General features: G+C 36.6%; 13 protein-coding genes and 1 pseudogene. 12 read left to right on the top strand and 2 right to left on the bottom strand.

Features of this window, described 5'->3' with window-relative positions:
* Window positions 1–59 precede the first annotated feature (59 nt).
* From L1611_RS17875 to L1611_RS17865, 3 genes are all read left to right on the top strand, one after another.
* Window positions 60–1,313, top strand: coding sequence for an MFS transporter (locus L1611_RS17875; protein ID WP_236315079.1), 1,254 nt, complete (start codon window positions 60–62; stop codon window positions 1,311–1,313).
* 28 nt (window positions 1,314–1,341) lie between these two features.
* Entirely contained in the window at window positions 1,342–1,938 is a 597-nt protein-coding gene (locus tag L1611_RS17870) for a flavin reductase family protein (protein WP_236315078.1), read from the top strand.
* 568 nt (window positions 1,939–2,506) lie between these two features.
* Window positions 2,507–2,683 (top strand): hypothetical protein, encoded by a 177-nt coding sequence (locus tag L1611_RS17865; protein ID WP_236315077.1) that lies wholly within the window; start codon window positions 2,507–2,509, stop codon window positions 2,681–2,683.
* A 353-nt stretch (window positions 2,684–3,036) separates the two neighbouring features.
* On the opposite strand, the gene L1611_RS17860 is transcribed toward L1611_RS17865, so the two are convergent.
* Window positions 3,037–4,632, bottom strand: a complete 1,596-nt coding sequence (locus tag L1611_RS17860; RefSeq protein ID WP_236315076.1) for a metal ABC transporter solute-binding protein, Zn/Mn family — start codon at window positions 4,630–4,632, stop codon at window positions 3,037–3,039.
* A 222-nt stretch (window positions 4,633–4,854) separates the two neighbouring features.
* Between L1611_RS17860 and L1611_RS17855 the strand changes: the two are divergent.
* Window positions 4,855–5,357, top strand: a pseudogene (locus tag L1611_RS17855) (hypothetical protein); the annotation flags it as partial.
* Window positions 5,358–5,656: 299 nt separating this feature from the next.
* Here the strand turns inward: L1611_RS17855 and L1611_RS17850 are convergent.
* Window positions 5,657–6,181 (bottom strand): tetratricopeptide repeat protein, encoded by a 525-nt coding sequence (locus tag L1611_RS17850; protein WP_236315075.1) that lies wholly within the window; start codon window positions 6,179–6,181, stop codon window positions 5,657–5,659.
* Window positions 6,182–6,949: 768 nt separating this feature from the next.
* On the opposite strand from L1611_RS17850, the gene L1611_RS17845 reads away from it, so the two are divergent.
* From L1611_RS17845 to L1611_RS17810, 8 genes are all read left to right on the top strand, one after another.
* The gene (locus tag L1611_RS17845; RefSeq protein ID WP_236315074.1) at window positions 6,950–7,699 is read left to right on the top strand and encodes a phosphotransferase family protein; all 750 of its coding nucleotides are present in this window, start codon (window positions 6,950–6,952) and stop codon (window positions 7,697–7,699) included.
* Between the two features lie 65 nt (window positions 7,700–7,764).
* Window positions 7,765–8,034 (top strand): hypothetical protein, encoded by a 270-nt coding sequence (locus L1611_RS17840; protein ID WP_236315073.1) that lies wholly within the window; start codon window positions 7,765–7,767, stop codon window positions 8,032–8,034.
* Window positions 8,035–8,105: 71 nt separating this feature from the next.
* Window positions 8,106–8,570 carry an NUDIX domain-containing protein gene (locus L1611_RS17835; RefSeq protein WP_236315072.1) on the top strand — a complete coding sequence of 155 codons (465 nt, stop codon included), beginning with the start codon at window positions 8,106–8,108 and terminating at the stop codon, window positions 8,568–8,570.
* 280 nt (window positions 8,571–8,850) lie between these two features.
* Window positions 8,851–9,543: an ABC transporter ATP-binding protein gene (locus L1611_RS17830; protein ID WP_236315071.1), complete on the top strand. Its 693-nt coding sequence runs from the start codon at window positions 8,851–8,853 to the stop codon at window positions 9,541–9,543.
* 256 nt (window positions 9,544–9,799) lie between these two features.
* Entirely contained in the window at window positions 9,800–12,727 is a 2,928-nt protein-coding gene (locus tag L1611_RS17825; protein WP_236315070.1) for an ABC transporter permease, read from the top strand.
* A 175-nt stretch (window positions 12,728–12,902) separates the two neighbouring features.
* Entirely contained in the window at window positions 12,903–13,109 is a 207-nt protein-coding gene (locus L1611_RS17820) for a hypothetical protein (protein ID WP_236315069.1), read from the top strand.
* 107 nt (window positions 13,110–13,216) lie between these two features.
* The gene (locus tag L1611_RS17815) at window positions 13,217–13,666 is read left to right on the top strand and encodes a GNAT family N-acetyltransferase (RefSeq protein ID WP_236315068.1); all 450 of its coding nucleotides are present in this window, start codon (window positions 13,217–13,219) and stop codon (window positions 13,664–13,666) included.
* Window positions 13,667–13,876: 210 nt separating this feature from the next.
* Entirely contained in the window at window positions 13,877–14,611 is a 735-nt protein-coding gene (locus L1611_RS17810; RefSeq protein ID WP_236315067.1) for an SDR family NAD(P)-dependent oxidoreductase, read from the top strand.
* Window positions 14,612–14,620: the final 9 nt, after the last annotated feature.

The following is a 14,620-nucleotide window of genomic DNA, read 5'->3' as shown; positions in this document are numbered from 1 at the left end:
AGGTTGATTAACTAGTATTTTATTCACGTTAATAGATTAGAAAAAAGAGATGATTCGATGTGAACACGGTTGAGCTTAAAACAGAACAGCGAGGTTTTTTTGTAGAGCCATGGCGGATGTTGCTGTGGCTCCTCATTGCTCAGTTGATGGTTGCCTTCGTTGGGAGAAGCCTTGGTCCATTAGGGATATTGATTGGAGAGGACTTATCGCTTTCAAAAGCAGAAATCGGTTTGTTGCCCTCAGCACTTTTTATCGGCCAAGCGATTGCATCCATTCCAGTGGGTTTCATGGCAGACTTCATCGGCTCGAGAAGGCTGCTTTTGATGCTTTCGCTTTGTTTAGGTGTCAGTTTTCTCATAATGACGATGCTTACGAACTTCATTTTTGTGCTGCTTTTGGTATTGATCGGCGGACTCGGCTATGGAGCGATGCATCCTACTTCAAATAGAGGGATCATTTACTGGTTTTCCCAGACCCAGAGAGGGACCGCGATGGGGATCAAACAGATGGGCATCACCTTCGGATCAGCGCTCGCTGGTTTTTTGCTGCTGCCCCTTTCAGCTACCTTTGGCTGGAGACCCGTTCTGTTGACCGCGTGTGTCGGTTTGATCATCACCGGTTTTGTCGCGTTCGCTTTTTATAGGGATCCGATGGGAAGCCTGAAGCCACGGAAAAAAGAAGGGATTTCTTTCTTTATTAGAGCACTGGCTGAAATGGCGAAAAACAAACCATTACTGCTGGTCAGTTTGAGTGCTATGGGGTTGAATGGATCCCAAATGTGCTTGAATACGTACATCGTCTTATTCGCCTATGAAAAAATGGGAATCAGCCTGTTTTTATCCGGCATCCTGCTTGTCATTTCTGAAGTGAGCGGTTCGTTAGGGAGGATCGGCTGGGGCATCATCAGTGACAAGTTATTCAATGGGAGAAGATTGATTATCCTCATGATCATCGCCATTTTAGCAGCTATAGCAAGTACAATTGTTGCCTTTCTTCCAGAAGGTACGCCGTTCTTAGCATTGGTTCTGGTCATCATTTTGTTCGGGTTTTGTGTTTCGGGATTCAACGGGATTTGGATGAATATCGCGTCTGAATTGGTGCCGAAAGAACAAACTGGTTTATCGAGTGGGTATAGCATAACGCTAGGCTCGATGGGTGTTATTTTTGTCCCGCCGATCTTTGGTTTGATGGTCGACCAGAACGGACATTACACAGCAGGATGGCTTTCGATTACGGCAATCATGGGTATGGTTATAGTGTTGCTTTCTATATTGTCCTATCAAGTCCGGAAAAGTAGACTAAGAGGATCATGATAGATGGATAGAGGAGGGAATATACGAAATGGAATTTGATCCATCGCAACTAAGGACGAAAGAGGTTTATAAATTACTGTCAGGGTCAGTTGTACCGAGGCCGATCGCATGGGTTTCGACTATTTCAGAGGAAGGGAAATTGAATTTAGCTCCGTTCAGCTTCTTTACCGTTGCATCAAGGCAGCCGCCGATTCTGGCCATTTCAATCGGACCGGGTGTCGGTGAACGAGCGGGTACGGAAAAAGATACGTTAGTGAATATCCGCTCTCAGCAAGAGTATGTCATCAATGTGGTCCCTGCCTCATTAGGGAATCAAATGCAGAAAAGCTCAGAGAACCTGCCAAGAGAGGCAGACGAATTCGAGGAGGCTGGGCTTACACCGGTAGACAGTGCAGTCGTCAAACCGAAACGAGTAGCGGAAGCCCCGATCCAAATGGAATGCAAGCTCCATAAAATCATACCACTTGGATCAGACCACCTCATCCTTGGTGAAATGATCCACTATCACATCAAGGACGAATACTATTTAGAAGACTACAAAGTCAACCTGGAAAAACTCCAACCACTCGGCAGACTAGCCGGAAACTACAGTGAAAACACCGAATTCTTCAAACTCCCAAGATGATAAAAAAGCCTTCTTGAACAACCGTTGTTCAAGAAGGCTTTTATTGTTCAACCAAACATTTGTTTAAAAATAAAAACGCTTATTCCCCAATTATTATACCGCCTTAATCAAACATTTGATTGAGCAAACGCAAAACATGTCGTAGCCCTACCGTGCCAGGCACCAAAATCCAACCCATACAGCTCAAGGGTTTTCAAACGGTGCCAGGTACACTTTCAATTAATCATTTGATTGAAATCGAAAATCCCTTCACATCTACTATTTCAGCCCTTTAAACAAACATTTGATTGGCCTTTCGCGTAATTTGTCGCACCCATTCTGTACCAGGCACTCACTCACCAAAAAAATATTACTAAACTAGGTAAAACAAAATGAATTAAGATAATCAATTCAGCAATAAAAAAGCTCTTGAATAAATGTTTTCTTATCCTCCTTTATCAAATAGCAGCCAGCCATCAACAAATTTAGGATAGAAGAAAAGTGTAAAGATTATGGTATAATCTAAAAAATTATTATTGGTATATAGGGAGAGAAATAAAATGAAATTAAAGTACCCGAGGAAGTTCTTATGGAAGTATGGAATTTTAGAGCAGTTACCGGAGTTCTAGTTGGGTATTGTATAGATCGATTTAATTTATCTTTAATGGCTGAATTATTAATAGGTTCTCCAATAGTTTTAAGTTTTACATACTTATATTGGAATTTAGAGAAAAGAGAAATAAAGAAAAAAGAAAACATATGGTAAAAAATGTTAATTTAAAATAAAGTTGTTTACTTTTGACGGTGTAAAGCCGTATTCTTCCGTTGAAAAATGCGGCAGTTTCAGAAGGTAGTTCTTTACTTTTCTCATTCGATGATCATATTGATTATGTTCACGACGGTCACCTGCGCCATGAACATGACTCATATCGGTGTCAATTAACCAATAATCTAAAATTCCTATAATTTACACCCTAAGAGATAACGCGTTACATTAAATCCCATTAAGAACTACTCGCTGAAGTGATTTATATATAATAATAAACAGGCGTACTCAAATTCGATAAGTACGCCTTTTAAATCATACTTGTTAAAGTAATAATCTTTGCAACTCCGAATTTAATGCTTCATCATTTCATGAGCAATGTCATGGCCATCCATTTCTGATGGGTAGTAAGTAGGCCAGTTGGTAACTTCATCCAATAAAGCTTCACGGTCGTCACCCCAATACAGGTGATAGTGATCAGAATCAGTTGGATAGATACTATGATCACTAAACTGAATATATCGAGGAAGTCCTTCAGCTTCTTCTTCTAGTTTAAATACGTATCTTACCCCTCTATTTCCCGCATCATATGTTAGGATTTCGTACCCATCGTAGATATACTCCCCAGAATATTCTTCTCCATTTTTGAAGAACGTTACAGTATCCTCTTGTATCATAATACGCCCGACATCTGTTTTGTACCCTTCATTATAATAATCCTTATATTCTTCAGCTGTCATGTCACCTTCGTGTTCTGCTTTATACGCAAATACCTCGTTAAGCGTACCATCTTGAAGATATGGGTATACAGACTGCCAGTCTCCTTCCCAATCGGAAAGAGATCGATCCTTCACTTGACTGTCTTCAAAATACCCTTCATAAATTTTTTCTGTTTCTTCATCATGTGCATGACTATGGTCGTGATCGTGTTCACCCTGCTCTTTTGTCTCAGAAGATCCCTTTGATGAGGGTTCAGATAAAGCTTTTTTTAGTTCCTCTAAGTTGTGCTGCATGAGTGTAAAGTAGTCCTCATCATTCTTTATATCTTCTTCTGTTAATACGGATAAATTGTGTATGCGTAAAGCCTCTGCATCGATTTCTTTTCTAACTAAGTCCGCCACTTTAGGAGTTACATTTTGTTCAAAAAACACATAATTTAAACCGTACTTGTCAGCAGTCTTAATAATCTTTTGTACCTCTTTTTGTGAAGGCTCGTTAGAAGGGCTCAAGCCAGACACTGCGATTTGCTCGATTCCATAGGATTTCTCCCAATAGCCATAAGCTGCATGAGATACAATAATTTTATTCTCTGGTAAACTTTCAAGCTCTGTATGGAACTCTTGGTCTAGGTTTTCAAGCTTTCCTTTCAACTCTTCAAAGTTTCGGTTAAATACTTCTTCTTGCTCAGGTTTTAATTCAACTAATAAATCTTTTATATGCTCCGCCAACTGAATAGAACGAATAGGGTCCAGCCAAACGTGCGGATCTTGATCCCCATGATTATGTCCAGCATGTTCGTCCTCGTGGCTGCCTTCATCTCCTTCATGGTTATGTGCATGCTCTTCCAGGTTAATTCCTTTTGATGCTTCTAGTATCTTGACATCTTCAGATTGAATAGATTCGGAGATTTTGTTTGCATAGGATTCTAAACCTGCTCCATTATAAATAAAGGCATCGGATTCAGCGATTTCCAGCATTTTTTTTGTGGTTGGTTCATAAGTATGCGAATCTGATCCCGGTGGCAGAATAGATTCCACAGAAGCTTGATCCCCTGCGATTTGTTCAGCAAAAAACTGAAGAGGATAAACCGTTGTAAAAATCTTTAACTCTTCATTAGATCCTTGTGATTCTTTTTTACTTTCACTACTGTTTGTTGCTTCTCCTCCACACGCAGCTAACGTAAAAATGACAGTAAATAAACTAAGTACGCCTACAAATTTTTTAAACAATTTCACTCCCCCTTTTATTTGGTTTCGGTAAACATTTTATCGTAATGATTACGGTTTGTAAATTGTAATGGTTACGATTTGTGAAAAACCCTGAAAATCTAGCCAGTTCAATAAAATGGCTTAGTGATATTGAGGGCACGTCCCACAAATTTTAAGTTTCGAAATAAAAGATATATCCTATAAGTAGCTTGCTATAATCAGGTTTCAGGAGGCGAAAATAGAGTGTGGAAATATGTATATGAAGAAATCAGTGATTTAAGTAAAGCAGAGCAGTTGGTATTAATTAATGCTATGAAACAAGATTTGTTTCCAGATAAACCAGATTAAATAACCAAACTACTGAATAATATCCGTGAAGCTCGTTTTAGCAATGGATTGGCTTGTGTCCATTAAGACAAAAAAGCGGGGCGAAAAGGATAGTAAGCAAGGAATTTCCAATCAAAAAATAGCTGATGCTGTAGCTAAGAAAATGGTAATGGTATTGCTCGGAAAGCTGGTACAGGACGTGCTATATCACGTTCAACACGTTAACAACTTCCATAACCGTTAAAAAGTTGGATGGAACGGTTCCAGGGGGTTGTACAAAGTATCTTGATCATTACCTATATTGGTTTAGATGGCTGGAATTAGGAAAGAAAATGGCATTTGAAAATCGGATAGAACAAATGCTTATTTCAGCTTGCCAAAATCTTAACGAATTCACAGTAGCAAATCTAAGAAAATGCAGATTCCATTTTTCCCCAAGAAACCTTACAATTTATGTTAAAATTAGAATATACATAATTTTCTTATTCAGCAAACGGGTAGTTATCTGGAATAAGAGGTTCCTAAAATTAATCCACAAACGGGCCATTTAAATTGAATAATGTCTATTGGACTAACGGAGCAAGTCTATATAATATTGTTACTTTGAAAAATTAGCAGGGGTTATTAAAACAGTCATAATTAAATAACGCAGTGGAGCTGTTATAGGGCTCCACTGCGAATCATATGGATTTTACTTGTCATTTAAATTTCTACTTTATTAATTCCAAGTTTCATCAAGGTGCTGGGCATAGTAAGAAATACCACGCTTAAAGTATTGAAGTGTTTCATCATTTGTTGTTTCCATTAAATTCATTAAAACGATTTCCATCGCCTTTTTATATTCCCCTGTATTATACAGAGCCATAGAATAAAAGACTTGTAAACCTCGATGTTCAGGAAATTCTGTCACACCACGGTGGAGAGTTTCAACAGCTTCTTTATAGTGTCCCAAAAGCCGGTAAGTGCTACCAAGGCCCAGTAAACATCTTTGTAGATCTGAACCGGATAGACCCTGCTCAATTGCTTTAACATAATAAGGAATTGCTTTGTTACTTAATCCGGAATTATCATAGGCAATCCCAATTTGATAATTTATTTCTGCGTTTTCAGGATCATTTTCAGACATATTTAGAAGAAGATTACGTGCTTCTTTTAAAATTGTCATATCTTGTTTTGCACGCCCGTCTTCACGTAATGCAATAGCTTTTTCTAGAAGTTCACGTGAATTATTATTTGTATTCATTTTTCTTTCCCTCACTTATCTTATTTTACCAATAGTATCAATTATGAGAGAAGAAACACTATAAAAATAAAATCATAAATATGAACCTCCTTAGAATCTGAGCGATTAACCAAGTCCTTTGTATTTTAGTTTATATAGAGTAAATGGGCAATGTATATTCTGAATCTTTAGATTTATTTTGCTACTGAAGAACTTTGAAATCACACTAATTTATCGGAAGTTAACCGTTTATTTAATGTAATAAATACTTTGCTTTTTATCCTCACAGTATTGAATTGCGTTGTTTATTCCGTTAAAGGGGGCGTGCGACAAGTTCTGTTATAAGCGCATTACTACGTGAAAATACAGGAAGTTTAACAGATTAGACTTCAACTTTACAACGGAGGATGGGAATGATGGAACCATGTTTCCCGAAACCATCCCGTCAATACTCCTGCATGCGTTATAAGGGTAATCCGAAATGACTCATGTGGGTAGAGAAGTCAGACGTTCTCATAGTACAGAAGTAAGCGATTGGTCAAACAATGGCTGAACGGAAGGGGAACGACCTCTAGGTATACCCACGGTCGAAGACCGCATTGTCCAACAAGCTTTGAGAAATGTCTTGAAACCTAAGTTCGAAGACGGCATCTTTCACAACTGGTCTTGATCCATACATACTTAAGAATTGGGCAGCATTGTTGAAAAGGAAGTAGAAAAACTTTTTAACATAGGTGGAATAATTGAATAAATTCTGTTGTACAGAAAAAATTTAAGGAGAAAGTACCAATGAATTTAGGCACACCGATAGCAATAGGAAATACAGCAAAAATCTATCTTTACGAAAACAAGATTTTTAAAGTGTTTAATAATTATTTGCCGAATACCGAATCTTCATACGAAGCAAATAAACAAACATATGCTTCTTTGTGTGGACTTGATGTTCCTAAAGTATTGGATGTCACCAAAATAGATGGGAAACAAGCTATAATAATGGAATATATTAAGGGAAGAACATTAGGTGAAATCATATCCGAAAACATGGAACAAGCAGAATATTACATGGATATTTCCATCGATATACAACAAAAAATCCATATGATTGTCACTGATTCTCTTGAACCCATGACTGAAAAATTAAGACGTCAAATTAAATCAGTCCATAATTTGGATAAAAGACATAAGTCTGCGTTAATACAAAAATTGGAGACGATGACATTTGAGAAAAGGCTCTGTCATGGGGATTATCATTTGTTTAACTTGATTATGTCAGATAACAATGTAACAATTATAGATTGGGTTGATTCCAGTGCAGGGGATAAACGTGCCGACATTTATCGTACGTATCTGTTGTATTCTCAGTTTTCAACAGAACTAGCCGATATGTACTTGCGACTTTATTGTGAAAAAAGTGGTTTGTCAAAAGATGAAGTTTTCCAATGGGCACCAATCATAGCAGGGGCAAGATTGTCTGAAAATGTATCATCAGAAAAATCTGAACGTCTTATGGAAATAGTCAATCATTACTGTTCTTTATAACTATCGATTATTCCGTAATCGGAAGCAATAAGGGAAGAGTCTAATTCTACTAAGGGGGATGTTAGATGAAAAAGCATTTTGGACTAATTACAATGATCATCTTATGTTTCGTTATTGGATTTTTTGTTAATTATTGGGTTAATGGTATCCCTAATGTTCTAATACTTAGATTAGTAACAATAAGTGGATTATTAATATCCTTTGTTATTGCACTTTTAAGTAAAAGTGGAGTTTATAAAAAAATATCTCTTAGCCTCATTGTGATTTTTGGAGTACCTTACTTAATTATCATTGAATTTGGACGAATATACATTCAACACGTTGGAAGCCCATAAGTAACAATCGAGTTACTTAAAAAAAGGGGGAAATGTAGAACAAAGAAAAGTAATGAAGGGAATTGAATGCAATGTCCTATCATATGAGAGTACGAGTAGGTGCCATCATTTTAGAGGATCAAGAGATTTTATTAACCGAATACAATGATCCAATGCGAGGATTAGTTTATGATTTGCCTGCTGGTGGAGCTGAACCAGATGAATCCATAATTGAAGCATTAAAAAGAGAAGCAAAAGAAGAAGCGTGTATTAATATCGAAGTCGGTCCCTTAGCTTTTGTCTATGAGTATGCACCACATCTTAATTCAAATAAATTCGGACCTATTCATACATTAGTGATGATGTTTGAATGCACTATTAAAGATGGGATTGCAAAACTCCCTGAGAAACCAGATCCTAACCAAACCGGCGTAATGTGGCTTCCCTTATCAGACCTAGAAAAAGTTGAACTTTACGCTAAAATCGGACCACTTATACGGGAATACTCTAATAATAAGAGGAATATTGAATTACTTGAAGAGCATAGTCTTGGATGAATTTAAGGGTTGTTATTATTTTTAAGAGTATTCAAGAAACGGTGGCGATTACTGCATAAGGTGATCACCCTTTCACTTACTGCAAAAATTGGGCAGTTTAATTGAATAACTCACTTCACAAAAAAAGACGTGCATTTCTGAATGCACGTCTTTTTTTAAGCTTAATTTTTAGAAAATGAATCCTATTTATAAAACGAATTAATTTTGACATCGTCTTACATAGAGAAGTGGAATATTTTTACTAATTTGTTTTTTTGTTTCGGATATTAGGGGGGTTAGGATGGAAAATATAGTTTGCAAAGATGTGAGTAGGATATTCACTGGGGACGGTATTGAAACAAATGCTCTGACAAACATAAACTTATCACTGAATTCTGGCGATTTTGTCTCCATAATTGGACCATCTGGATCTGGTAAGTCTACTTTACTCAGTTTATTGGGTACCTTGGATGTGCCGAGTAAAGGAGAAATCACGTATGGTAATCAAAAAATAAGTCAATTAAAAAGCAAAGAACTAGCTGATTTTCGTTTCGAGCACATCGGTTTTATTTTTCAACAATTTCATCTCCTCCCAACACTAACGGCTTTAGAAAATGTGATGTCTCCTCTTATGGCAAGAAAAGTTCCATACAACAAAAAAGAAAAAGCTGAATCTCTTCTAGAACAGATGGGATTAAAAGACAAATGTAACGCTCTTCCTTCCCAACTATCGGGAGGACAGCAACAACGTGTAGCAATTGCTAGAGCACTTGTTCACGAGCCGAGTTGGCTTCTCGCTGACGAACCTACAGGCAATCTGGATACGGAAACTGGAGAAACAATCTTTCAATTACTTCAAAGATTAAATCAAGAAAATGGGTGTGGAGTCATTATTGTTACGCATGATCCTGTACTTGCAGAACGAACGGATATCCAAATTGAAATGAAGGATGGACAAATTATTTCGGAGCGTAGGTGTGAACACTATGCTTAGATTTATATGGAACTCATGGTGGAGAAACAAAGAGAAATTCATCCTTGTTCTCGTTGGTATTTTAATCTTAAGTATCGGACTCAGTTATTTGGTAGGAATTACACAAGCTAATAATGGGACAATTGTTGATGAACTTCAAAAAAGGTGGAAATCTTCTTATGATATCGTAGTCAGACCACAAGGAAGCCGCAGCGTAACTGAGGAATTAAATTTGTTGGAACCAAACTATTTAAGCGGACTAGCAGGCGGAATTTCGATGGAACAGTATGAAACGATCAAGAAAATGGATTCCGTTGAAATAGCTGCACCAATCGCAATGATTGGATTCACATTGAATGATGTTCAATTGGACCATGTTGATCTTAAGGAACCTGGGGTTTACCGATTAAAAGTTTCCGAAAAAAATAACAATGGTGCTTTTCTAGATAAAGATGAAGGAACTTTTTACTTCACAGAGGGTAAGTGGAAACCAGCAGGGTTAGGGAAAGAATATGGTGTCGGAGAATTCGATGGTAATCTCAACTACGGTAGTTATTTATTATTAGCTGGCATTGATCCAGAAGCTGAAGCAAGACTCGTTGGTCTTGATAATGCAGTTATTACAAATGGAAATAGCCATTATTTTACTAAAGAAGATATTCCGCATGAATATACTGTTCTAGATACGATAAAAGAAACTTCCATTCCGGTGTTGATAAGTAATAAGGAGTATGTGGACAGTGAGATTACGTATGAGATTGAAAGGTTGGATTTTCCATTTGAATTAAATGAACAAGGCAAAACAATGGAAAGTATTAAGAAGAATGGCGGAGAAGCATATTTACAAAAACAAAACGGAATAGTTATTGAAAAGAGGTCTTTTACTACCGATCAAGCTCTGGAAAAGATTATTACCAATATAATGGAATCTCATGACTCCAATGAAAATCGATTTAATTTAGTGGCTTTGAAACCGTCTCCTGTTGAATATCGCCCCATAAAAAGCCCTTTTCAAGATAGATGGCCTTTCTCTTATGAAATTACACCCTATACGCTTCCAGAAGATTCTTTCTTAAAAGTAAATCAGGCTTATCGTCAAGTTAAACCCTTTGGTGAAGGATTTAACGATTGGTTAAGATTAAAAACAGAACCAATTGGGGTCTTCGATCCAGCAGAGTTAAACCTATCAAAAGATCCATTGACAGAGCTTCCAATGGAAACGTATTTTCCAGCTAAAGCAAAGCTGGTAATGGATGGAGATGAGACACCTGTAAACCCGCCCAAAACGATGAAGCCTATCAATAACCCTTATGGATTTTTAACAAAGCCACCTACCATGTTAACAACACTTGAGGCAGCCGAAAAAGTACTTGGAGATCAACCAATTGCTTCAATTCGTATCAAAGTAAATGGTGTAAATGAATTAAACAAAGAAAGCGAAAAAATCTTAAAAGAAGTGGCTGACGAAATTGAAAAGGAAACAGGGCTTTTAGCGGACATTACCTTGGGGTCCTCACCACAGCCAGCTTTGACCCATGTGCCAGGAATTGAAGGTAAAACGAATCTCGGGTGGGTTGAACAGCCCTGGATCAAACTCGGATCTTCCATTTCCATCTTTAAAGAAACGAAGGTTGGAGCCTCATCCTTTATTATAACCGTTATTCTTGTAGCGATTGTTTATGTTTTTTCATCTAATTTGATCATGATGTATGTTCGCAAGAAAGAGTACGCTGTTTTATTGTCTCTAGGATGGAGACCCAACCAATTGTCCAAGTTATTATTTGCCGAGTCAACCATATTAGGAAGTATCGTATCGGTTATCAGTTGGTTGATACTGGGCTATATTTATCTTTTAAATGACATTGAAACATCCACAGGTCGTATAATATTGATTGGCGTTTTCGGTCTACTCATTTATTGGTTTGGTACGCTTGTTCCAGCTATTCTAGTACGTAAAATCAAACCTTATGAAAGTATGAAAGCTGGAGAAATTTCTAATGGGAAAAGATATTTTAAATCCCAAACAGCTATTGCGATTAGCATGAACTATATGATGACAAAATGGAAAAGGAGCCTTCTGTCTATATTTTCTATTGCGCTCCCATCTGCGATGCTCATCTTTTTCATCTTTGTTACTTTTCGCTTGAAAGGTGTAATGTATGCGACGTGGTTGGGGCAATATGTCGCGTTGGAAATTGGAACGATGCATTATCTAGCAATGGGCATAGCAATGGCGATTGCCATTTTAACTACACTTGAAATCATCTGGCAAAATGTTGCGGAAAGACAACCTGAATATGCAGTACTTAAAGCATTGGGCTGGAGGGATGCTACTGTAAGAAGCACCATTTTGTTTGAAGGTGGTGTAAATGGACTGATTGCCGGAGTAATTGGTTTTGGCATAGCATTATTGGCCATCATCAAGGTATATGGGCAGAATCCGATTAATGAATTAATCGTTTTAATCGTAACGATTCTCATTCCAATCAGTGCAGGGTTACTCGGTGCGATCATCCCATCGATTAAAGCCGTTAAGATACAGCCATATCAGGGATTAAGCGGTGGATACTCCAATTCTAAGAAATCTGAAAAACAATTTAAATATGTATTTGCTTTTGGAGGGGCTTGTTTATTTGTAGGAATTATTTTGTTACTTGGATCAGTGATTCCAGAAATAAAAAACAGTGCAAATCCAAACACTGCAGTACAAGGTACTGAGGGAAAGGCTATTGATGTATATAAAACTTCTTCCTCAAAAGAAAAGCCGAGAGATAAAGATAACAAAGATAATGATTTTTCTTCTTATTACGAATCAGCTTTCAAAAGAATGAATTCTGATGACCAATTTGTTATGAAAAATGATGTTATAGATGTAAAAGATTTTACGGTTGATGTTGGGACAGTAAAGTCTGGACTAAATGATGGAAAAACAAAACTGTCTATCCCATTTACTTTTACAAGCTTTACCGAGACGAATTGGTTACTGAAGCCATACACTTATCAGTTGATTGATTCTAAAGGAAAGAAATACAATACGATCGATTGGGAGGTAGTGGAAAAAGAGAATTGGAAAGGAAATCAAGTGGTTGGAAAAGGAAAAATAAGTGTTCGTCTTACTTATGAAGTACCGAAGAAATCTGACAACCTAATCATGCTGGTAACCATAGACGGATTGCCGGGCGATATAGTAGTAGACATTAAATAGTTGAACTAATTACCAGAACTTAGCTTTTTATAGAGATCCGCTTATTCCAGAAAAAGGTGCGTTGATTCTAAGAAGGGTTACGCCTCTTTATATTTAATAGTATCTATTGGGCACTTTAATTGAATAACCGTATAAAGAGATTCTGAATAACAATATTTCCAGGAAGGAGAAAAGAATGTTTGTTGGTCGCGCTTTATTTTTGTTAGGAATGGCTTTTGTTTTATTTAGTATTTATCAATTTATTTTAATACCTTTTTCAAATAGCGTTGGAGATTTGACTACTCCTATGTTTGGATTACTAAATGGATTTATTGCGATGGGGGTTGGTGAAATTGTTATAGATCTAAATCACAGAAGGAACATGGATGAAGCAAATAAATAATGTAATTCCAGATAAGGGGACTTTTCCTTAAGAAGGAAAGTGCTCTTTTTTATTGAATTTAAGAGTTATATTTAGCAATTGATGAAAGACTTGAGGAGGATTTTGTAGTGAACAAGCACAAAGTCATAATTACTCAGTATAATCCTAAGTACGCAGAACAAACGGTGTCAATGTGGAGGGTAAGTAAGGAACTAGCCATTGGTCAGAAGGAAATTCACAGTTTTGAAGATCACGTCCATTTTTTAAATCATATTTTAGCTAAACAGTATCAGATAGAGTTATCGTTAATTAATGAAAGGGTAGTTGGAATGATTGCCTATAATGAAAGTGAAATAAACCAATTATATATTCACATAGATTATCAAGGGATCGGTATTGGTAAAACATTACTAAATAAAGCAAAAGTACAATCAAGTGGGAGATTATCACTATACACATTTGAAATAAATAAGAACGCACAACGATTTTATGAAAAGCATGGATTTAAAATCATTGGCAGAGGACATGAAAATGAAGAGAATTTACCTGATATTCTATATGAATGGATATCTGAATAAATTCTATGTTGTGAAATATAGTCATTTTTTAAAATGCTTTTTATTGTTTTAAAAGGGATTCTCTTTGGACTATTTATGTGATTTTTGGGATTCTATACATATTAATATGATGGTCAATGTTTATTAAAGATTATAAAAAAGAAAAAACCTCTATTCGATTAGAGTGACCCAATAAAATGAGACAGGAAAAAAAGTGAGAGGATTTTATTAGTGCTTAAAAATAGAAAAGTAATAATAACGGGTGCGGCTTCTGGAATTGGAAAAGAAATTGTTAAACAATGTTTACTTGAAGGAGCTTCAGTAATTGCATGTGATATTAATGAATCCTCCTTACATGAGTTAAAAAGGTCAATAGATGACCAGTATGTTCTGCATACATATCAGTTAGATGTAAGTAAGTATGAAGAGGTTGCCAATTTTTTTAAATATGTTGAAGCAGAACATTCTGATGTTGATAGTTTAGTAAATAATGCAGGGATTTATTTGGCAAAGAATATACTTGATTATAAAGTAGACGAAATTGATAAAGTCCTTGATATAAACGTTAAGGGATGTGTTTATTTCTCACAAATGTTCGGGAGGAAATTACTCCAAAACCAACGTAAGGGAGTGGTCGTGAATATGTCTTCAATGTCAGGTATAGAAGGCAGTTCAGATGCAATTTATGGGATATCAAAAGCTGCCATTCTTGGTTTAACTAAGAGTAATGCAATGAATTTCTCACCTTACATCCGCGTTAATGCTGTTGCGCCTACGATGGTTAATACTGCGATGATGGGTACAATACCTGATTGGAGAAAAGAAGAGTATTTAAATCACCAACTCATCGATACACCTGTAATGCCTAAAGATGTTGCTGATACAGTTATCTTCTTATTATCAGATAAATCTAAGCATTACACAGGGGCAACATTTGATTTAAATAATGGAGGATATATAAGATAGTTCTTTTTT

Origin of the sequence: Pseudalkalibacillus salsuginis (genome assembly GCF_021646685.1) — a bacterium.
GTDB classification, from domain to species: Bacteria; Bacillota; Bacilli; order Bacillales; family Fictibacillaceae; genus Pseudalkalibacillus; species Pseudalkalibacillus salsuginis.
This window is presented reverse-complemented; position numbering and strand designations above follow the sequence as displayed.